Annotated in this window: 24 protein-coding genes and 1 other annotated feature; of the genes, 1 reads left to right on the top strand and 23 read right to left on the bottom strand. The window is 30.9% G+C overall.

Going from position 1 to position 20501, the window contains the following annotated elements; genetic code table 11:
- Positions 1 to 71: 71 nt before the first annotated feature.
- Entirely contained in the window at positions 72 to 1805 is a 1734-nt protein-coding gene (locus A3M9_RS0100200; protein ID WP_027307405.1) for an NFACT family protein, read from the top strand.
- A 233-nt stretch (positions 1806 to 2038) separates the two neighbouring features.
- Here A3M9_RS0100200 and pyrR read toward each other — a convergent pair whose 3' ends face one another.
- The 23 genes from pyrR to A3M9_RS0100085 all read right to left on the bottom strand — a co-directional run bounded on the left by pyrR (position 2039) and on the right by A3M9_RS0100085 (position 20090).
- The gene (gene pyrR / locus A3M9_RS0100195; protein ID WP_027307404.1) at positions 2039 to 2575 is read right to left on the bottom strand and encodes a bifunctional pyr operon transcriptional regulator/uracil phosphoribosyltransferase PyrR; all 537 of its coding nucleotides are present in this window, start codon (positions 2573 to 2575) and stop codon (positions 2039 to 2041) included.
- 11 nt (positions 2576 to 2586) lie between these two features.
- Entirely contained in the window at positions 2587 to 3510 is a 924-nt protein-coding gene (locus tag A3M9_RS0100190; protein ID WP_027307403.1) for an RluA family pseudouridine synthase, read from the bottom strand.
- An 8-nt stretch (positions 3511 to 3518) separates the two neighbouring features.
- Entirely contained in the window at positions 3519 to 3968 is a 450-nt protein-coding gene (gene lspA / locus A3M9_RS0100185) for a signal peptidase II (protein WP_027307402.1), read from the bottom strand.
- 74 nt (positions 3969 to 4042) lie between these two features.
- Positions 4043 to 4405 carry a DUF134 domain-containing protein gene (locus tag A3M9_RS0100180; protein ID WP_027307401.1) on the bottom strand — a complete coding sequence of 121 codons (363 nt, stop codon included), beginning with the start codon at positions 4403 to 4405 and terminating at the stop codon, positions 4043 to 4045.
- Between the two features lie 153 nt (positions 4406 to 4558).
- The gene (locus A3M9_RS14540; RefSeq protein WP_156897849.1) at positions 4559 to 4711 is read right to left on the bottom strand and encodes a DUF5320 domain-containing protein; all 153 of its coding nucleotides are present in this window, start codon (positions 4709 to 4711) and stop codon (positions 4559 to 4561) included.
- Positions 4712 to 5115: 404 nt separating this feature from the next.
- Positions 5116 to 5553: a Fur family transcriptional regulator gene (locus tag A3M9_RS0100170; protein ID WP_027307400.1), complete on the bottom strand. Its 438-nt coding sequence runs from the start codon at positions 5551 to 5553 to the stop codon at positions 5116 to 5118.
- A 23-nt stretch (positions 5554 to 5576) separates the two neighbouring features.
- Complete coding sequence (locus tag A3M9_RS0100165; RefSeq protein WP_027307399.1) at positions 5577 to 5930, bottom strand: NifB/NifX family molybdenum-iron cluster-binding protein; 354 nt, start codon at positions 5928 to 5930, stop codon at positions 5577 to 5579.
- 13 nt (positions 5931 to 5943) lie between these two features.
- Positions 5944 to 6804, bottom strand: coding sequence for an ATP-binding protein (locus A3M9_RS0100160; RefSeq protein ID WP_027307398.1), 861 nt, complete (start codon positions 6802 to 6804; stop codon positions 5944 to 5946).
- Positions 6795 to 7628: an ATP-binding protein gene (locus tag A3M9_RS0100155; protein WP_027307397.1), complete on the bottom strand. Its 834-nt coding sequence runs from the start codon at positions 7626 to 7628 to the stop codon at positions 6795 to 6797. Before A3M9_RS0100155 ends, A3M9_RS0100160 begins: the two co-directional genes overlap by 10 nt.
- Before the next feature lie 17 nt (positions 7629 to 7645).
- Positions 7646 to 8005, bottom strand: coding sequence for a NifB/NifX family molybdenum-iron cluster-binding protein (locus A3M9_RS0100150; protein ID WP_027307396.1), 360 nt, complete (start codon positions 8003 to 8005; stop codon positions 7646 to 7648).
- A 14-nt stretch (positions 8006 to 8019) separates the two neighbouring features.
- Positions 8020 to 9372, bottom strand: a complete 1353-nt coding sequence (locus A3M9_RS0100145) for an FAD-dependent oxidoreductase (protein ID WP_027307395.1) — start codon at positions 9370 to 9372, stop codon at positions 8020 to 8022.
- A gap of 158 nt (positions 9373 to 9530) precedes the next feature.
- The gene (locus A3M9_RS0100140) at positions 9531 to 10136 is read right to left on the bottom strand and encodes a TraR/DksA C4-type zinc finger protein (RefSeq protein ID WP_027307394.1); all 606 of its coding nucleotides are present in this window, start codon (positions 10134 to 10136) and stop codon (positions 9531 to 9533) included.
- Positions 10137 to 10148: 12 nt separating this feature from the next.
- A complete protein-coding gene (locus tag A3M9_RS0100135) occupies positions 10149 to 10433 on the bottom strand; it encodes a DUF5665 domain-containing protein (protein ID WP_027307393.1) in 285 nt (94 codons plus the stop codon).
- Between the two features lie 445 nt (positions 10434 to 10878).
- Complete coding sequence (gene aroF, locus A3M9_RS12855; RefSeq protein WP_051350526.1) at positions 10879 to 11661, bottom strand: 3-deoxy-7-phosphoheptulonate synthase; 783 nt, start codon at positions 11659 to 11661, stop codon at positions 10879 to 10881.
- 8 nt (positions 11662 to 11669) lie between these two features.
- Entirely contained in the window at positions 11670 to 12362 is a 693-nt protein-coding gene (locus tag A3M9_RS0100125; RefSeq protein ID WP_027307392.1) for a 5'-methylthioadenosine/adenosylhomocysteine nucleosidase, read from the bottom strand.
- A complete protein-coding gene (gene aroB / locus A3M9_RS0100120) occupies positions 12359 to 13432 on the bottom strand; it encodes a 3-dehydroquinate synthase (RefSeq protein WP_027307391.1) in 1074 nt (357 codons plus the stop codon). The genes A3M9_RS0100125 and aroB overlap by 4 nt, the downstream gene beginning before the upstream one ends.
- Before the next feature lie 61 nt (positions 13433 to 13493).
- Positions 13494 to 16283, bottom strand: coding sequence for an isoleucine--tRNA ligase (gene ileS, locus A3M9_RS0100115; RefSeq protein ID WP_027307390.1), 2790 nt, complete (start codon positions 16281 to 16283; stop codon positions 13494 to 13496).
- A gap of 49 nt (positions 16284 to 16332) precedes the next feature.
- Positions 16333 to 16526 (bottom strand) — a binding site (T-box leader).
- A 45-nt stretch (positions 16527 to 16571) separates the two neighbouring features.
- Entirely contained in the window at positions 16572 to 16967 is a 396-nt protein-coding gene (locus A3M9_RS14035) for a DivIVA domain-containing protein (RefSeq protein WP_084424539.1), read from the bottom strand.
- Positions 16968 to 17042: 75 nt separating this feature from the next.
- Positions 17043 to 17810 carry an RNA-binding protein gene (locus A3M9_RS0100105; protein ID WP_027307389.1) on the bottom strand — a complete coding sequence of 256 codons (768 nt, stop codon included), beginning with the start codon at positions 17808 to 17810 and terminating at the stop codon, positions 17043 to 17045.
- Positions 17811 to 17822: 12 nt separating this feature from the next.
- Positions 17823 to 18080, bottom strand: a complete 258-nt coding sequence (locus tag A3M9_RS0100100; protein ID WP_027307388.1) for a YggT family protein — start codon at positions 18078 to 18080, stop codon at positions 17823 to 17825.
- A 13-nt stretch (positions 18081 to 18093) separates the two neighbouring features.
- Positions 18094 to 18546 carry a cell division protein SepF gene (locus A3M9_RS0100095; protein ID WP_027307387.1) on the bottom strand — a complete coding sequence of 151 codons (453 nt, stop codon included), beginning with the start codon at positions 18544 to 18546 and terminating at the stop codon, positions 18094 to 18096.
- The gene (locus A3M9_RS0100090) at positions 18539 to 19246 is read right to left on the bottom strand and encodes a YggS family pyridoxal phosphate-dependent enzyme (RefSeq protein WP_027307386.1); all 708 of its coding nucleotides are present in this window, start codon (positions 19244 to 19246) and stop codon (positions 18539 to 18541) included. The genes A3M9_RS0100095 and A3M9_RS0100090 overlap by 8 nt, the downstream gene beginning before the upstream one ends.
- A gap of 4 nt (positions 19247 to 19250) precedes the next feature.
- Positions 19251 to 20090 carry an HlyD family efflux transporter periplasmic adaptor subunit gene (locus A3M9_RS0100085; protein ID WP_027307385.1) on the bottom strand — a complete coding sequence of 280 codons (840 nt, stop codon included), beginning with the start codon at positions 20088 to 20090 and terminating at the stop codon, positions 19251 to 19253.
- Positions 20091 to 20501 lie beyond the last annotated feature (411 nt).

Below are 20501 nucleotides of genomic sequence, written 5' to 3'. Positions count from 1 at the left end.
CATTATAACTATTACATTTTATAATATATTATGTTATACTTATTTAAAAAAGTCTACTGGAGGTTTTAAATATGCCATTTGACGGATTAGTAACCTATAGCATAATAAACGAACTTAAAGAATTTATAAATGGTAAAATAGATAAAATATATCAACCCAATACTGAAGATATAGTATTGATTTTAAGAAGAGAAAAAAATACAAAAAAGCTTTTAATTTCTACAAACCCAACATCATCAAGATTTAATTTTACAGAACAAAATATAGAAAACCCAATGAAGCCACCTTCATTTTGTATGGTATTAAGAAAGTATATACAAAATGGAAGAATTTTAAACATTGAGCAGATATCCTTAGACAGAATTTTAAAAATAACTATAGAAGTAAAGGACGAACTTGGATACGCAAATACATATTATCTAATATCTGAAATAATGGGAAAACACAGCAATATAATACTAACAAATTCAGAGTATATAATAGTTGATTCTTTAAAGCATATAGATTTTACTATAAGTTCTGCAAGACAAATTTTACCTAAGCTTAAATATGAACTTCCACCAACAAAGGAAAAAATTAATCCACTTGAATCAACAAAGGATAGCTTATTAAAAATACTTGAAGAAAACAAATATAAAAAATTATCTAAGACTTTAATTGATAATTTCTATGGTATAAGTAATACATTTTGCCAAATTGTTTGTAAAGATAAAGCCGATAGAGAAATACATACCCTATCCTCCGATGAACTTGATATCATTGCAAATAATTTCTTCTACTACATAGCAAAACTAAAGTCTAATTTAATAGAATGCAATATATTTATAAATACAAAGGGTTCTAAAGACTTTTATGTTTTTAAATTAGCAAATACACCCGATGAAAACCTATATAACACAGCAAGCCAAATGATAGATGCATTCTATTTCAATAGAAGTTCAGAAATTACAATGAAGCAAAAATATAAGGATTTATATAAGCTAATTGAATCGATATTTGAAAAAACTAACAAAAAGATTGAATCCTATGTAAATAAAATAGAAGAATGTAGGGATTATGAAAAATACAAAATATATGCTGAACTAATATTAGCAAATCAATACTCCATTGACACTAATAGTGATGCTGTTATGCTTCAAAACTACTATGACGAAAACCTTAATTTAATTGAGGTACCCTATATAAAAGGGATGACTCCTATAGAGGTATCTCAGCAATATTATAAAAAATATAACAAAAATAAAAACACATTTGAAATACTTAGTAAGAATTTAGAAGATTCAATTAAAGAAAAAGAATATTTAGAAACAGTACTAATAAACCTTGAAAATGCAACTGATTCTGAAACTATAGAAGAAATACGAAATGAACTGATTCTAAATGGATTTATTAAAAAGAAGATTACAAATAAATCACCTAAATCGCAACCTATGCACTTTATATCCTCCGATGGCTACGACATATTTGTTGGTAAAAGCAACATACAAAACGACTTTTTAACATTAAAATTTGCTTCCCTAAATGATATATGGATGCATACTAAAAATATACCCGGCTCCCATGTAATAATAAAATCAAAAAATGGGCAAGTGTCCGATAATGCACTTTTAGAGGGAGCACTACTTGCTGCCTACTATAGCAAAGCTAAAAACTCAACAAATGTACCAGTTGACTATACAGAAAGAAAAAATGTTAAAAAGCCTAACGGTGCAAAACCTGGTATGGTTATATATTATACAAATAAAACAATATATGTAACTCCATCAAGTGAAAAAATTGATAAAATAAAGATTGCTGGGAAATAACTTATATTTTATGCTTTTAAAAAATTAGTCTCGTGAAAAAATCTAAGGCTCTTTAAAATAAATGCCACAGATTGTTGACAAACCTAATTGTTAGATAAAATCTGAAAAAGCCCCATAAAAGGATTTCAATAGGCTCTTTCATAAGCTTTAGCAATATGAACGAAGGCCCAATAAATCCTTAATGGGGCTAATTTTCAACAGACTACAAAACTTCTTCCACGGGGCATCTATTTTTATTTTTCAGCTATAAGTACAACATCCTCTCCATCTATTTCATTTAAATGTACATGCACTATTTCCGATAGAGATGTAGGAACATTTTTACCTACGTAGTCTGCTCTTATAGGTAGTTCTCTATGACCTCTATCTATTAAAACAGCAAGTTGTATTGACTTTGGTCTTCCTATATCCACTATTGCATCAAGAGCTGCCCTTACAGTTCTTCCCGTATATAAAACATCATCTACTAAAATTATTTTCTTATTTTTTATATCAAAATCTATCTTAGTATCATTTATTTTTGGTTCTTCATATTTCTCTGTTAAATCATCCCTGTATAAAGTTATGTCAAGAATACCAACTGGAACCTCAACACCCTCAAATTGCTTTATGAATTCAGCAATCCTCTTTGCTATTGGAACTCCCCTTGTTTTAATTCCAACTAATGCTATATCAGATACACCCTTATTCTTTTCTATTATCTCGTGGGAGAGTCTTATAAGTGTTCTTCTTATTGAATTTTCATCTAATAATTTTGCTTTGATTTGCATATTTTCACCACCTACTTACTTTGATTTCGTAACTTTTCAATCAATTCTATAAAATAATCCGGAGGAGCTGCTGTAAACTCCATATATTCCTTTTTTGTTGGATGAATAAAACCTAAGGTTGTAGCATGAAGTGCCTGACCTTGCAGTCTATATTTTTGTTTTTTATATCCATATACAGGATCTCCCACTAATGGATGACCTATTGAGCTCATATGAACACGAATTTGATGTGTTCTTCCAGTCTCAAGTTTACATTGTATATATGTATTTTCTTTGAACCTCTCAAGTACATTAAAATGCGTAATGGCCTCTCTTCCACCCTCTACTATTGCCATTTTTTTTCTCTCTACTGGATGTCTTGCAATAGGCCTATTTATAGTTCCATAATCTTCCTTTATAATACCCTCTGTTATAGCAAGATATATTCTGTTTACTGTATGTTCCTTAATCTGTTCTGCTAAATTTCTATGGGATATATCATTCTTTGCTACAACTAAAACTCCCGATGTATCCTTATCAATTCTATGAACTATACCAGGACGTATAACTCCATTTATTGAAGACAGATTTTTGCAGTGGTATAAAAGTGCATTGACAAGGGTACCAGAATAGTTACCTGGGGCTGGATGCACAACCATTCCCTGAGGTTTATTAACTACAACTATGTCATCATCCTCATACAAAATATCAATTGGTATATCCTCAGGTTCAACCTTTAGCATCACAGGTTCTGGTAAGTTTAATACTATTTCATCCTCTTCCTTAAGTTTATAATTATTTTTTACAATCTTTTCATTAACAGTAACATTACCATCATTAACCATCTTTTGAATTTGTGATCTTGACATATTTTCTATCATTTCTGCTAAAAAAACATCTATTCTTTTTCCTACATTATCTATATCTACAATAAAATTCATAGACTGTGTCTGCATCTACAAAATCACCTCTGTTTATCAAAAAATATCAATTTAATACACAATAAAACTGCACCTATTGAAACATATATATCCGCAAAATTGAATACAGGCCAGTCAAAAACATCCTTAATATAAAAATGTATAAAATCTACAACGTAGTTTAAATAAATTCTGTCAATCAAATTTCCTATAGCACCAGCTATAATTAATATTAAACAAAAATCTATAAATCTATCTTTTCCTTTATTTTTTAATAGATAATAAATAAGTCCTATAACAACAATTGAAGTAAAACCTACTAATATGATTTTCTTATCCCTAAAAAATCCAAATGCTGCACCTCTATTTTCAACATATATAAGGTTTAAATAGCCATTGATTAAATTAATAGGTTGCTTTAAAATTAAGTACTTTTTAGCAATATACTTAGAAAATTGATCCAGCAAAACTAATAAAACAATTAATAATTCCATTTTTCCACCCCATTTTTTATATTCGCATTTAAATATTTTAAAATAAAAAAGATTTTATGTCTATATATTATATTTCAATCCTTTTCCTGTCCAAACATCCTACCGTGACGCCTGCAAAGGGAACACCTGTTATTATCAACATTGAAATCACAAACTCTATAATCTCCACCTTCTATTTTTAGTGTTTTACCATTTACTATAAAATCAGCAAGCTTTTTTCTTGCCTCTTCATAGATTCTTTGTATAGTAGAACGGGCAACCCCCATTCTTTCTGCAGTTTCCTCTTGGCTTAAATTCTCTAAATCCATTAATCTTATTGTCTCGTATTCCTCTACTGTCATAAAAACAAAGTTATTTGACTCTTTCTTATTAAGAGGTCCAAATTCATTTACCTTAGGTAAACAACATACTCTTCTATACTTTCTTGGCCTTGGCACTTAAATCCCTCCCTTTTAAACTTACATTTTCTATTTTAACATAAAAACCCCAATTATATAATGCCTTTATAAATACTAATATAAAAAGTGCTGTGATAGTTGACATAGAGAATTATAGTTTAGTCACTCATCACAGCACTTTTATTGGTCTTTTTAGTTTTCGTTTCTTCTACAGAATCTGCCGCATCCTCTACCACGTCTATCTCTTCTACATTGTACGCTGCCATTATTATCTGTACATCTTCCTAATCCTCTACCAGTTCTTGGTCCCTTTCCATTTGGACCTGTTCCATCTCTTCTTGGCATATCTTTAACCTCCTTTTTGGGCATATGTTCATTACACCTTTATTATAAAACTATTTTGGGCATATGTCAATATTAATTTTAAAAAAGGAGTTGATATTATCAACCCATCAAAATGTTTACTAACTCACTTGTTATCTAAATTTTGAAAAAGCCCCATGAAAGGATTTCAAAAGGCTCTTTCATGAGCTTTAGCAATTCTTAGCTTTTCGACTTTGANAAAGTCCGTAATTCGGCACAGGACGTGCCGAGCCGAGCGGCCATCAGGACGATGGCACCGCGAGGGTAGGACTTTTTCAAACAAAGAAAAGCTTAGAATTAATTAGCGAAATGAACGAATGCCTAAGAAATCCTTCATGGGGCTAATCAATACATAACTTTTTAACAGCCTGAGGAGTTGATATTTATCAACTCCTACATCTACTACATACTCCAATAAGCATAATATCTGCATCCTTTATTTCTACACCAAATTTATTTTCTACTAAATTATTTAATTTTATATATTCTAATATCAAATTTTTGTCATCAATATCAAATATATTTTTACATTTACTACATTTAAAATGTACATGCATAGCCTTGCCACTATATATCTTCAATTCATAGTAACTTGTACTATCAATTTTTATCTCCTTCAATATACCAAGTTCCGTAAATGAATTAAGTGCTCTATAAACAGTTGCAAGGCCTATATTCTTTTCCTTAACTAAATTATAAATTTCATTGGCAGACATATGCCTATTTCCCTCTATGATAATATCTAATATAATTTTCTTTTGTGTTGTAAATTTCTGTCCTGCATCTTCAATAATTTTTTTATACTTTTCAATTAATTCTTCCATAACAACATCCTATCATATTTATATTAATGACAGTGTCCTTCGTGCTGATGTTCTCTACAAACGCTTCCTGTTGACTTTAATTCCCCTTTAACATATCTTAAAACCGCATCATCACATAATCCAGATACCCCAACTATAACTTCTATGCCATTTTCATTAAAGAGCATCTGTGCAGTTTCTCCCATTCCTCCTGCTATAATTACATTCACACCTAAATCCTTTAAAAATACTGGTAAAAATCCTGGCCTATGTCCTGGATTTTCTTTAAACTCTGAATTTATTATGTTATTGCCCTCTACGTTATAAACCATAAACCCTTCACAATGTCCAAAATGAGCACTAATATTTTTACCTTCACAAGCTACTGCTATCTTCATATTAAATCCTCCTTTAATTTATTTTTGATTTTAATATTTCCCACATTTCTCTAATGGCTTTATTTGCTCTACTCTCTTCGTATTCAGTTATAGGTTTTAAATTATTAATAGATTCCATAACCTTTTCATCAAAGGGTATTTTGCCAACAATTGTTATATTATTGTTATTAGCAAACTCCTCAATATCATTTGCAACTTCTATATTTATATCATATTTATTTATGCAAACAAATGTCATTATTTTAAAATGTTTACATAGAGAATATACTCGTTTTAAGTCCTCTAAACCCGATTTAGATGGTTCTGTAACAATTAATGCAGCATTGCTCCCTGTAATAGAGGATATTACAGGGCATCCTATACCTGGTGAACCATCTATTATTGTTAATTTATTTTCCTTATTATATCTTTTTGCATTCTCCCTAAGCTCAGTTATAAGCTTTCCTGAACCATCAGCTCCAATTTCCATTTGAGCTCTTGATAGCAAACCCTTCTCTATCTTTGTAATATATACATCTGCTGTTTTCTCATCCTGCATTGATATTGCTTTAAAGTTGCAGGCTATAGTACATAAACCACAACCTTCACAGCTAAAAGAATCTACAAAATATTGATCCTTTTTTATATCTATTGCATCAAATCTACATATTTCTTTACAAATACCACACTTAACACATTTACTTTTATCTATAAAAGCCTTTTTACTACCTATAAAATCTTTTCTTTCTACATCTTGCCCTTGATAATATAAATAAAAGTTAGGTGCATCTACATCACAATCTACCCTCATTGCATCCTTTGCCAATTCTGAAAGAGCAGTTGCAATTGTAGTTTTACCTGTACCTCCTTTCCCACTTAAAATTACTAACTCCAAGGTAGCACCTCCCTTATATTGTTTACCAATTCATCAAAAATGTTTTTATGATCTCTATCAAAATAAAGTATTTCACCCTTTGAATATAGTTCTGCAGTTTTCTTGTTAAATGGGATAGTCCCTAATATTCTTATGTTATTATTTATACAATATTTTTTTATAATATTTTCCTCTCCATTATCTTTATTAATTACTACTCCAAAGGGTATATTAAACATCTTAACAAGTTCTATAGCAAGTTTTAAATCATGTAATCCAAAATTAGAAGGTTCAGTTACTAAAACAGCAAAATCAGAATACTTCAATGAATTAACAACATTACAGGAGGTACCTGGTGGACAATCAATTACATTTAGTTCATTCCTATTAATAGAACTTAACATTTTTTTAATAACAGGAACAGCCATTGGCTCTCCTATGTTAAGTATTCCCTGCTTTATATTTATTCCAAAGGCACTACCAGATTCTATCCTTCCAATTACCCTCTTTTTATATTCTATTGCACCAAATTTACAAACATATTGGCATGCCCCACAACTGTGGCATAACTTATCAAAAACCAATATATCATCCTTAACCTTTGCAAGTGCATTAAAATTGCACACTTTAACACACATACCACAGCCAACACATTTTTCTTTATTTATTACTGGATATTCTTCTTCCACTTCATAAACATTATCTATATTTGGTTTTAAAAACAAAAATCCATTAGGTTCTTCTACATCACAATCCACATAGTTTGCATTCAATGCAAGTGATAGATTTGTGGAAACGGTGGTTTTACCTGTTCCACCTTTTCCACTTAATACTGCAATATTCAAGGCAACTACCTCCTAAATTACATCCCATGATGAGATGGACCTGCAATATTTATTTCTTGTAATTCACCATTTTTTAATTTTTCAATAACTTCTTTAATACTTATTTCATCGCATTTATAAGCCTTAATACCTGCCTTATTTATTAAATCAAAGGCATTAGGTCCTAAGCTACCAGTTATTACAACATCTACTCCTTCATCTATTATCTGTTGAGCTGCTGCAATACCTGCTCCGCCACCGGATTTTTGTCCTGCATTTTCTAATACCTTAAATTCACCTGTTTCAAGATTATGAATTTGAAAATATCTACATCTTCCAAATCTTACATCCATTAAATCATTTATATCTTGCCCTTTTGCTGATATTACTATCTTCATTTTTTCCACCTTCTTTATTTATTATTAATTTTTGTTAAAGCATCTAATGATGCCGCATTTATTGGATAAGCAATTGGTGAAGAAGTTAATAACGGGTGTGTTGCTACTTGGAATGTATTTAATTCATTAGCAGTTAATCCCTTTTGAATTGCAAGGCTTAATATATTTATCATTTCCCCAACGCTTTCTCCACCTACTACTTGTGCTCCAATTAAAACTCCAGAAGTTTTTGAGAACATAAGCTTAAGTTCAATTTTGCTTGTATTAGGAAGTGAACCTGGATGTTTATCCATTGTTGCAAATTTTCCTACAACATAATCAAATCCTTCTTCTTTTGCTCTACGTTCTGTTAATCCTGCTGCAGCTAATGTTTTGTTAAATACCTTAGTTGAGAAGGCACTTATAGTTCCTCTGTTTTCCCTTACAAACTTAATGCCAAAAAGATTTGTTGCAGCAACCTTTGCTTCCATAGCAGCTGTTGAAGCAAGCAATATAGGAACATTTTTATTTGTAAAGAAACATCTTTTTTCAGCACAGTCACCAACTGCAAATATATCCCTTTCACTTGTTCTCATATACTCATCAACAAGAATTGCACCTTTTTCATTTAATTTTAGACCTAATTGTTTTGCAAGTTCTGTATTTGGAACAACACCCATTCCTAAAATTACTGCATCTGCTTTTATTTTTTCTCCACCTTCAAATTCAACCTCTTCAACTTTTGCATTTCCTAAAATAGCCTTAACTTTTGTTCCAACCCTTAAATTAATTCCATTGTTTATCATCTCTTGTTGTGCTATATCTGCATATTCATCATCAAAGGCCTGCCATAATATCTTGTCTGCAACCTCAACTAAAGTAACATTTTTACCATTAACTTTTAGCTGTTCAGCAAATTCAACTCCTATAAAACCTCCACCAATAACTACAACATCCTTCATTTCCTTTAATCTATTTAATATATCTCCAAGATACTCTTCATCCTTGATTATTGGAAATACATTCTCTAAATCATATCCATTTATAAACTTAGGTACTATTGGAAGTGAACCAGTTGCTAAAACTAATTTATCAAACTTTATTTCTTCCCCACTATTTAATTTTGCTACTTTATTTTCTTTATCTATATTTGTTACCTCATCTATTATAAGTTCAACACCTGCATTTTTAACCATTTCATCAGGAATTCTATTTTTAGCTGTATCGTTTAATGTTCCAAATATGTAAGGTATTCCACATGGAACCATAACACTCTTGTTTTTTCTTACCATAACAACTTTTTTATCAGGATACATTCTTCTTGATGTAGTTGCTGTTAAAATACCTCCTGCACTACCACCTATTACTAAAATATCTGCATTTATCATATTTACCCCTCCATATAATATTATTAGCATTTGCAACTATCATAATACACCTTATTTTGGTTATTGTCAAATGCTTATTATAAAATCGTAATACCGTGATTTTTACTTTATAAAAAATACCACAGGATTTTTACCTTGTGGTATTTTTTATAACATTATTATGGCAACTGATTTTTATATTGTTGATTACTTATGTTTTCAACCCACTCAACAGTACCTGGCATTTGCTCGTCATCATAATTTAGCTTCGAATGTTTCATCCTATTAAAATTACCTACTTCCTGCCAAGCATCCTCTCCATCGTATTCATTCTCATCACTTACATCCCTACAACTTCTTCCAAATGGGAACCCTAATACCTCCTCCTCAACTGGTCTATCGGGTTTTATTGTGCTATATCCAAGCTTATCATTCATACATTTTTTACAGGTAGAAACATAGGGAATAGCCTCTAATCTTTCCTTTTCTATTTCTCCTCCACAAATTTCACATATTCCATAGGAACCGTCCTCAATATTTTTCAATGCTGCATCAATCTTAGCTAAAATATTCTTCTCATTTTCAAATAATGCATATCCTCTCTCTTTGTCATATACCTCTGTTGCCATATCAGCTGGATGATTATCTATTGTTGAGAGCTCACTTAATTCCTCCCTTTGTCCTTCTTTTATACCATTTTGCTCCATCTGATTAATTGTATGTAAAATATCTTCCTTCTGCTTTAAAAGAATCTTTTTATATTTATCAAATCTGTTTTCCTGCATAATATCATCTCCTTATTTGATATTTAATTGAACAAGTTTCACAACTTCTGCTACAAATCCTCCAATAATAGGAAGGTTTAAAACTACCAATTTTTGTAGTAGATATATAACAAAGGCACCTAAAATAGCAAAACCAAAGGCAATCCCAAAACCTCTTGCGACCCCTGAAAAGAAATTTAAGGCTATCATTCTATAGGGATTTTGCATCAAATCAACATAATCTCCTATTCTTGATTTCTCAAGTTGGATGCAGACTTTATTTAAAAGCTCTTCGGTTTTTTTATTATCTTCTCCCATATACTTTCCCTCCATACATATATTTTTTAAAAGTTAGTTAAATTTATTCATTATTATTTCTTATCATTTTTGATATTGTCATTTATAATATTTTATAAAAAAGATAGTACTAGTAATTACAACTAATACTCAGATTGTTGATAAACCTATTTGTTAGCTAAAGTATAAAAAAGCCCCATGAAAGGATTTCAATAGGCTCTTTCATGAGCTTTAGCAATTCTTAGGTTTTCGACTTTGAAAAAGTCCTAAATTCGGCACAGGACGTGCCGAGCCGAGCGGCCATCAGGACGATGGCATCGCGAGGGTAGGACTTTTTCAAACAAATAAAAGCTTAGAATTGCTTAGCAAAATGAACGAATGCCCAAGAAATCCTTCAAGGGGCTAATCAATATATAACTTTTCAACAGCCTGAGTATTAGTAATTCCAACTAATACTATCTTTAGTTTAATTTTTATTAATACACATATATATTCTATTTGTTTCCTCTATAATTAATTTCAATTCCTTTAAATCAATTGTTTGTTCCGAATCTGAAAAAGCCTTATCAGGCTCTATATGTGCTTCTATAATAAGCCCATCTGCACCTGCTGCAATAGCTGCTCTACTCATAGGACGCACAAGTTCCCTTCTCCCAGTACCATGGCTTGGATCAACCAAAACCTTTAGCTTTGTTTTTTGCTTAATAACAGGAATAGAATTTAAATCCAACGTATTTCTTGTATAGGTTTCAAAGGTTCTTATTCCTCTTTCACATAATATAATATCATTGTTACCCTCTAATGCTATATATTCTGCTGCATTTAGCCACTCCTCAATTGTTGCACTAAAGGCCCTTTTTAATAATATTGTCTTTTTAGTCTGCCCAACTTCTTTTAAAAGAGGATAATTATACATATTTCTTGTGCCTATCTGAAGCACATCAACAACTTCTATCATATATTCAATATCACGAAGGTCCAAAACCTCTGAAACAATTTTAAATCCATATCTTTCTTTTATATTTTTTAAAATTTCAATACCTTCATCCTTAAGACCTTGAAAACTATAGGGAGAGGTTCTTGGTTTAAATGCCCCCCCCCTTAAATACTCAATATTTAACTCCTTTAAACCTGCCGCTATTTTGTCCATTGTATCGTAATCTTCAACACTACAAGGCCCAGCAATAATTAAAGGTTTTTCCTGCTTTATATTTACATTTTTATCCTTTAAAACCCTTTTTAATTTCATATTTTCACCTACATTGCCCTTATCATATTAGAAAGAATTCCTATTGAATTTTCAATTGCTCTATTCATAAACGTTGGATAATCAACGTGGGCACTTCCATCTGCCTTGTCTGAAATAGATCTTAAAACAACAAATGGAACAGAGTTTAAATAACATACTTGTGCTATTGCTGCACCTTCCATTTCAACTGCATAGGCATTAAACTTTTCTCTAAAATATTTTATCTTTTCCCTTGAATTAATAAATTGATCACCTGATATAATCCTTCCACTATATACTTTAAAATCCTTTAGTGCCTCTGCACTTCTTACTGCTATATCAACTAATTTCTCATCAGCTTTAAAGGAATAAACCTCCATCCTTGGAACTTGACCTACTTCGTATCCAAAGGCAGTTGTATCAAAATCGTGATGTACAAGGTCCGTTGATACAACAACATCTCCAACATTTATTTCACTGTATACTCCACCTGCAATACCAGTATTTATTACTGCATCAACATTAAAATCATCAATAAGTATTTGGGTACAAACAGCTGCATTAACCTTACCTATACCACTTCTAACTACAACAATCTCTTTTCCTAAGAATTTTCCTAAATAAAATTCCATACTTGCCTTCTTTTCTATTCTTTCGACTTCCATTGATTCCTTTATCTTAATAACCTCTTCATCCATTGCACCTATGATACCGATTCTCATAATAACCTCCTATTATATTCTTGTATATTTTGTACAATTGTATCAGCTTTTACATCAGTTGTTATTATAGCACGACCTATACCCTGTGGCAAAACAATTTTTATATTATTATCCACATTTTTTTTATCTTTACATATAATATCCTTAAACCTCTTATAATTATCAATATTTATATTTGTTGGAAGCTCAAAATACTCAAGTATTTTAATTAACCTATCAAAAATATCTTCAGAAATTAGTTTTCTCTTAAGAGCTATATAACTCTCATAAACCATACCAATTGCAACTGCCTCTCCGTGTAGAATATTAAAATCAAACATAGTTTCTACAGCATGCCCTATTGTATGACCAAAGTTTAATATATGTCTCTCTCCTAAATCCAATTCATCCCTTTCCACTATTCCTGCCTTTAGTTTAACACATTCAGAGACAATATATTTTAATTTGTCAATTTCTCTCTCCTTTATTGCCCTTTTATTTTCCTCTATAAATCTAAATAGATTTTCATCAAGAGATAATCCATATTTTATTACCTCAGCCATACCATTTTTAAAATTCCTATAGTCTAAAGTCTTTATAAGGTTTACATCTATATATACCAAATTAGGCTGATAGAAGGTCCCAATAATATTTTTAATTCCATCTAAATTAAATCCATTTTTACCTCCAACGCTGCTATCAGTTTGAGAAATGATTGTTGTAGGAATATATACTAAATTTGTACCCCTTTTGTAGGTTGAGGCTACAAACCCTGCAATATCTCCTACTACACCTCCTCCAAAGGCAATCAAAGTACACCTTCTATCAACATTGTTTTTTAAAAGTGCTCTATAAATATCAAGAATTATTTCTATTCTTTTACTATCTTCACCAGGCTTAATGATATACTTTCCTATTATTTTTTGTTCAAAACTTCTAAAATAATCTGCATAAATAGAATCAACATTTTGGTCAGTTATTATAAATAACTTACCAACCTTTTTCTGTTCAAACCAAAAATTCAAATGAGAATTGGTAGATGTAACTATAACGCTATAGGGATTTTTTAGATTAATTTTTATTTCCTTCATAATAACACCTCAAAAATAAGGATAGCATTTACATGCTATCCTTATTATACAATAAACTTCATTATTTTAAAACACTTACACATCTTGAGCATAATGTTGGATGTTCACTATCCTGTCCAACAGTTTCACTATATACCCAGCATCTTTCACACTTTTCACCTGATGCAACAGATACAACAACTGCAAGCTCCTTATTTTCTTCACTTCTAAATGTATATTCTACTCCATCCTTAATACCTTCGTATAGTTCAACCTTTGAAACTATAAATACTGTTTGAAGATAGTCTCTAACTTCATTTAAGAACTTATATGTGTCTCCCTCTGCATATATTTCTACCTTTGCATTTAATGAATGTCCAATTAATTTATTATTTCTTGCAATTTCAAGTGCCTTTGAAACTTCGCCTCTTATATTTAATATATTATCCCATCTCTTTTCAAGCTCTTCATCCACATATTCTTCAAGTACCCTTGGCCAATCTGCTAAAAGAACACTATCAACCTTCTCATCAAATGTATGTGGCATATATTTCCATATCTCATCTGCTGTAAAGGATAGAACAGGGGCTATCATCTTAACAAGTGAATTTAAAATTCTATACATTACTGTTTGTGCTGCTCTTCTTTCCTTTGAATCTGGCTTTTCTGTATAAAGTCTATCCTTTATTATATCTAAATAGAAGTTACTCATATCAACAACACAGAAGTTGTGTATTGCGTGATATAGTATGTGGAATTCATATCCTTCATATGCCTCAGTAACTTCCTTAGTAAGATGTTGAAGCTTTAGTAGAGCCCACTTATCAAGCTCGTTCATTTCACTGTAATCAACCATATCCTTATTAGGATCAAAGTCATATAGGTTACCTATCATATATCTTGCTGTATTTCTTATCTTTCTATAGACTTCAGAGAGCTGCTTTAGTATATCCTTTGATATTCTAACATCAGTCTTATAATCTGCAGATGAAACCCATAATCTTAAAACATCTGCACCATATTCCTTTATAACATCCATTGGGTCAATACCATTACCAAGGGATTTTGACATCTTCTTTCCTTCTCCATCAACAACCATACCGTGGGTTATAACTGTTCTATATGGTGCCCTTCCTCTTGTTGCAACCGCAGTTAAAAGTGATGACTGGAACCACCCTCTATATTGATCGTTTCCTTCAAGATACATATCTGCAGGCCAGCTTAAATCATCTCTTGTTTCAAGAACACCTGCGTGGCTTGAACCAGAATCAAACCAAACGTCCATTATATCCTTTTCTTTTCTAAATTTTTGTCCACCACATTCACACTTTGTGTTTTCTGGAAGAAGGTCCTTTGCATCCATTTCAAACCAAGCATCCGAGCCCTTCTCCTTAAATATTTCAACTACCTTAGCTATAGTTTCTTCAGTTATTAATTCCTTTCCACAGTCTTCGCAGTAGAATATTGGAATAGGTACACCCCATATTCTTTGTCTTGAAATACACCAGTCTCCTCTGTCTTGAACCATACTTGCAATTCTGTCTTCTCCCCATCCTGGTATCCATTCCACTTCCTTAACTGCCTCAACAGCTTCCTTTCTAAATCCATCTATTGATGCAAACCATTGTTCAGTTGCTCTAAATATAATTGGATTTTTACATCTCCAGCAGTGTGGATATGAGTGAGTTATTCTTTCTTCTGCAAGAAGCATATTTGTTTCCTTAAGGTCGTGTAGAATTGCTTTATTTCCTTCCTTATAAGTTAATCCTTGATACTTGCCAGCCTTCTCAGTAAACCTTCCCTTTTCATCTACAGGATTTAAAACATCTAATTTATATTTCATACCTATTTCAAAGTCTTCTTGACCATGACCTGGTGCTGTATGAACACATCCAGTACCAGATTCTAATGTTACGTGGTCACCCACAATAACCAATGACTCTCTATCTATAAATGGATGATAACAAGTTTGTCCTTCTAATTCGCTTCCCTTAAATGTAGCAAGTATTTCTTCATTTTCAAGATTTGCAGCCTTCTTAACTGCTTCAAGCAATTCCTTTGCAATAACATAAACTTCATCATTGAACTTAGCAAGAACATATTCAAACTCTGGTCCTAAACATATTGCAAGGTTTGCAGGTAAAGTCCAAGTTGTAGTAGTCCAAATTACATAATATATGTTATTTAAATCAACATTTAAATTCTTAAATAGACCTTTATCATCCTTAACTCTAAACTTTACATAAATTGAATTTGATGTTTCGTCAGCATATTCAATTTCCGCCTCTGCCAATGCAGTTTCACAGGATGGACACCAATATACAGGTTTTAATCCCTTATATATATATCCCTTTTTAGCCATTTCTCCAAATACTTCAATTTGCTTTGCTTCGAATTCTGGAGTTAATGTTAAATATGGATTTTCAAAATCACCAATTACACCAAGTCTCTTAAATTGTTCCTTTTGTCTTTCAACTTGGCTTAGGGCATAATCCTTACACATTCCCCTAAACTTAACTGGATCAACATCGCTCACCTTTATTCCAAGTTTTTTTATTGCTTGAAGTTCAATTGGTAGTCCGTGTGTATCCCATCCTGGTACATAAGGTGAATAGAATCCCTTCATTGTTTTATATCTAACTATTATATCCTTTAAAACCTTATTTAGAGTATGACCTAAATGGATGTCGCCATTGGCATATGGTGGTCCATCGTGTAAAATAAAAGACTTATTGTTTTTGTTTTTATCAAGTGCCTTTTTATAAATATTTTTACTATCCCATTCCTCAAGCATTAATGGTTCTTTTTGTGGTAGATTTGCACGCATTGCAAACTCTGTTTGTGGCAAATTAAGTGTTTTACTATAATCCATTTATAATACCTCCCTTTCTAATTTTATCCAATAAAAAACAGACCTATGCCCCTGGGGCGAAGGTCTGTCCGCGGTACCACCCAAATTTATAACTCATTAAGATAACGGCATTCACCGGCTCAGCCTACTTAATTCAGCCTGCAACTCAAGGGTGATTTTCAACAAAGTTAGTTTATGGGCTCTCACCAACCCCCACTCTCTGTAAAACATCCTTTGCCTACTCGTCCCTGTCATCGTTTTTTATATTTACCCATAAATATACAATAAACTAAAAATTATGTCAAGTAATTATTTTTCATTTGTTATGTATTCCTTGTCAAGATTCTCAAGTTCAGATTGAAGAAGTGCTCTAAATCTGCTCTTAAACATATTGTACTCATTTTTTAATATTTCATATTCTTTATTGATTTCAAGTACCCTTTCTTCTGCCTTCTTCACAAGCTCATTTGCAGCCTCCTGTGCATTCTTTATAATTAGTTCTGCCTCCTTTTTAGAGCTTTCCTTCGCTTGATCTGCTGCAGATTGTGCAAGTAAAAGTGTATTTTGAAGTGTACTTTCTAAGTTTACATAGTGGCTCAATTTTTCATTTAATGCTTCTATCTTTTCCTTTAAATTTAAATTCTCCTTATATAGCTTTTCATAATCCTCACTTAGCTGTTCTAAAAACTCATCAACTTCATCAATATCGTATCCTCTAAAATTTTTTTAAACTCTTTATTTATTATCTCGTTTGGTGTTATTGTCATCTTTATTCCTCCCCTATACATATTTTTTTATTGATACAACAAACCTTTGACTTTTTGTATTTCTAACAACAGAGTTAAAAACGAATCTTCCAAATCCCTTAACCGAAACAATATCTCCTCTATCTAATTTGTAGCTTTGATCATCATTTGATATATAATTGACCTTTACATTTCCCTGTTTTATTAAAGAAGAAGCTTCACTTCTTGAAAGATTGTAAACTTCAGAAATTACAGCATCCATTCTTAAGGATGCTACATTTATCATAATTTCCTTTAAGGATTCAGCTTTTTCTCTTGCTATTTCATAAGGAATCCTTTCAAGCTTAACACCTGTGTGTTTTATCTTATTTAGATTAAATATAATATAATCACTTAACTCTCGTGCTACATATATTTCTGCTCCATCATCAAAAACATTAATGTCTCCTATTTTCTCCCTTTTTATGCCTAAAGATAATAACGCACCAAGATAATCCCTGTGACTTAGTTTCTCAAACTTAAAATTACCACTCACTTTAATTATATCTACCGGAAAATCCGTATCTACATCAACTCTACTTATAAGAGCAACCGCCCTTTCATAATTACCTTTACCACCGAAATATTTAATATAGATATCCCTTCCATTTGATAATAAATTTAAAAAATACTGTTCATCAGGTGTTAAAAAATCTGTAAATTCCTCCTGCCAAGTTCTTTCTACTCTATTTACCATATCAATTAGTTTAACATATACTTCCTTTTTTTCTTCATTTCTTCTTAAAAAAACATCTATATTCATTTAATCACCATATTATAAAATTATAGTTTTAATAAATTCTAAAAATAATATTGCCAGCATTGGTGAAAAATCAATAGGAGTATTGGGCAAGAGTTTAAATTGAAGCCTATAGAAGGGTTCTTTTATAGGATCTATTATAATTCCTATTATTCTTAAAACTTGATTGTTGTGCCTATTTGGAACAACCCAAGACAAAAGAGCATCTAAAAATATTAGAAACTCTAAAAGATTTACAAACTTAAAAAAGGCATACCTTAATGCATCAGTCATTTTTTACCTCCTGTTACTCCATTGAAAATATATCACTTTTGCTAAATATATTCTTAAGTTCATTTTCTATTTCAACGCCCTTAGGTGTAATGAGATATATACCTCTCTCATTATCAACCTTCTGCAATGAGCATTCTAAAGCATAAACTGCCCCCGATACTGCATCTAAAAGTCTTCGTGCTATATTTTTTTCTGCATCAGCTATGTTCATAATAACAATATTTTTAACCTTAAGTTCATCTATCAAATCTTGAATATCCTCACCTAATGTTTGGGGATTTTTAACAACAATCCTTGGAGTTATTGTTTTGCTTTTTATGCTAACAATTTTACCCTTTGTTTCTCTAATATCCTCAAAATTAAGCTCTTCTTCCATCTCCTCAACTTGTTTTTCTACCTTTTCAGCCTGTTCTTCCTCATCAACAATTCCAATTGTACCAAGTATCTTATTTAACACATTACTCATTGTTAATATCCTCCTTTTTATAATATCTTTCTCCAAATATACCAGTTCCTACACGTATTATATTTGCTCCTTCCTCTATTGCAATATCAAAATCATCTGTCATTCCCATTGAAAGATATTGAATATCGAAGTTATCATATTTTAATTTTTTTACTTCTTCATATAAGAACTTCATTCTTTTAAAATAATACCTTGTTTTATCTATATCTTCATTAGGTGGTATACACATAAGGCCCTTTATTCTTATGTTTTTAAGCCCAGATATTCTTTTACAAAAATCAAATAATTCCTCTTCATACACACCATATTTTGTTTCTTCTTTGCCTATGTTTACTTGTATAAGTACATCCATTATTTTATTAATCTTCTCTGCCCTTTTGTTAACTTCTAATGCAAGTTCATAGTCATCTAATGAATGAATAAGTTCAACTTTATCTATTATATATTTAACCTTGTTTTTTTGTAAATGTCCTATAAAATGCCATCTTACATCCTTTACTTCTTCATATTTTTTTATAAATTCCTGAACCTTGCTCTCACCAAAAACATAAAGTCCTACATTTTTAGCTTCAATTAACTTCTCTACAGAATGTGTTTTAGATACCCCCACCAATATTATGTCGCTACTATCCCTTCCACATAATTCACAGACACTCTTAATTTTTTCATTTATATAGCTAATATTATCGGCAATCCCCATAAAATCACCTCTTTATTCTTTGCTTATCCTTTAAATTTTTAGGATTTACAACCACTTCATCGTTATCCTTTAGAGTAGAATCAGAAGTAACACATACTTTATAATCCATATGACTTATTTTAATTGGCTTAAAATATACATATTCACCCTTTTTAATGAAAACGCCCTTTTCTCCATTATAATCAACAACAGACTCACGTGGCAAAATATATCCATAATACCTAGATTTTATTATATACCCATCAAAATACCTTTGTAAATTGAATTCTACTAAATCAAACTGAGTAGACAATACTATAAATATATTTTCGTTTTTTATAAAATAATCTTTAATGGTACAACTATATTGTTCTCCATTAACTTCTAATATCATTTCTTTATTCTTCTTTAAAGTTTTAAGCTCATCCTTGTTAGTAACAATACACATATACCAAAGAGTGTTATCAACCATTTTAATTCCTTCATTTTTTTTAGAATCCTTAAGAGATAGTATATCTTCTTTGGTAATATTTTTTATATTATTTAATGTGTATTTATTTTCAGCACCATCTATATATAAAAATACTCTTCCCTGTATTGGACTTTTTATATTTTCATACAAAACCTTATCCTTTTTTACGACATCTCCATTTTGAATCTTTAAAGCCTTATTATTTAACTCTCCATTTTTTAAAACTACTTCATTCATTACATATATTCCCTCAAAATAGGATTTATCTTCATACCATTCCTGTTGTATTTTTACTGTTTTATATTCAGTATTTAATGCTACTATACAAAGAACAATTGCTAAAATAATAGATATTATTGCTGTGTATTTTATCAAAAATTGTTTTTTAACCACAATAAAATACCTCCTCTTTTTATATTATTTCTTCAAAAAAGAACAAAATCCTTCACGATTTTTTAATTTTTATATAGATGAACATAATTTAATATAAAACATATAATAATAAAATTCAGACACACTAAAACATAGGAGGAGATTGAAGGAGTATTGAGGAAAAAGGAGGCTATCTAATTTAATACTGGATAAACAAATTTTAAGAATATTTATACCTATATTTCAAATTTGTATTTATTTTTCCCTTATGTTATTATATAATCAAACAAATAATAAACTCAATAATTTGTTGGGAGGTTTTATAATGATTTCCGTAAAGGTGGTAACCTTTGCAAAAGAGGTTTTCCACAAACACGATGAGTCCTTTAACTAGGCCATCCATAATAGCTCATCCAAAATATTAAAGAAAGG

Source organism: Caloramator sp. ALD01, assembly GCF_000472625.1.
Lineage (GTDB): Bacteria > Bacillota > Clostridia > Clostridiales > Caloramatoraceae > Thermobrachium > Thermobrachium proteoclasticum.
This window is presented reverse-complemented; position numbering and strand designations above follow the sequence as displayed.

Coding starts and splice junctions, on each gene's coding strand:
- A3M9_RS0100200 (WP_027307405.1), top strand. CDS start 72: ATGCCATTTGACGGATTAGTAACCTATAGCATAATAAACGAACTTAAA.
- pyrR (WP_027307404.1), bottom strand. CDS start 2,575: ATGCAAATCAAAGCAAAATTATTAGATGAAAATTCAATAAGAAGAACA.
- A3M9_RS0100190 (WP_027307403.1), bottom strand. CDS start 3,510: ATGCAGACACAGTCTATGAATTTTATTGTAGATATAGATAATGTAGGA.
- lspA (WP_027307402.1), bottom strand. CDS start 3,968: ATGGAATTATTAATTGTTTTATTAGTTTTGCTGGATCAATTTTCTAAG.
- A3M9_RS14540 (WP_156897849.1), bottom strand. CDS start 4,711: ATGCCAAGAAGAGATGGAACAGGTCCAAATGGAAAGGGACCAAGAACT.
- A3M9_RS0100170 (WP_027307400.1), bottom strand. CDS start 5,553: ATGGAAGAATTAATTGAAAAGTATAAAAAAATTATTGAAGATGCAGGA.
- A3M9_RS0100165 (WP_027307399.1), bottom strand. CDS start 5,930: ATGAAGATAGCAGTAGCTTGTGAAGGTAAAAATATTAGTGCTCATTTT.
- A3M9_RS0100150 (WP_027307396.1), bottom strand. CDS start 8,005: ATGAAGATAGTAATATCAGCAAAAGGGCAAGATATAAATGATTTAATG.
- A3M9_RS0100145 (WP_027307395.1), bottom strand. CDS start 9,372: ATGATAAATGCAGATATTTTAGTAATAGGTGGTAGTGCAGGAGGTATT.
- A3M9_RS0100140 (WP_027307394.1), bottom strand. CDS start 10,136: ATGCAGGAAAACAGATTTGATAAATATAAAAAGATTCTTTTAAAGCAG.
- A3M9_RS0100135 (WP_027307393.1), bottom strand. CDS start 10,433: ATGGGAGAAGATAATAAAAAAACCGAAGAGCTTTTAAATAAAGTCTGC.
- aroF (WP_051350526.1), bottom strand. CDS start 11,661: ATGAAATTAAAAAGGGTTTTAAAGGATAAAAATGTAAATATAAAGCAG.
- A3M9_RS0100125 (WP_027307392.1), bottom strand. CDS start 12,362: ATGAGAATCGGTATCATAGGTGCAATGGATGAAGAGGTTATTAAGATA.
- aroB (WP_027307391.1), bottom strand. CDS start 13,432: ATGAAGGAAATAAAAATTAATCTAAAAAATCCCTATAGCGTTATAGTT.
- ileS (WP_027307390.1), bottom strand. CDS start 16,283: ATGGATTATAGTAAAACACTTAATTTGCCACAAACAGAGTTTGCAATG.
- A3M9_RS0100105 (WP_027307389.1), bottom strand. CDS start 17,810: ATGAATATAGATGTTTTTTTAAGAAGAAATGAAGAAAAAAAGGAAGTA.
- A3M9_RS0100100 (WP_027307388.1), bottom strand. CDS start 18,080: ATGACTGATGCATTAAGGTATGCCTTTTTTAAGTTTGTAAATCTTTTA.
- A3M9_RS0100095 (WP_027307387.1), bottom strand. CDS start 18,546: ATGAGTAATGTGTTAAATAAGATACTTGGTACAATTGGAATTGTTGAT.
- A3M9_RS0100090 (WP_027307386.1), bottom strand. CDS start 19,246: ATGGGGATTGCCGATAATATTAGCTATATAAATGAAAAAATTAAGAGT.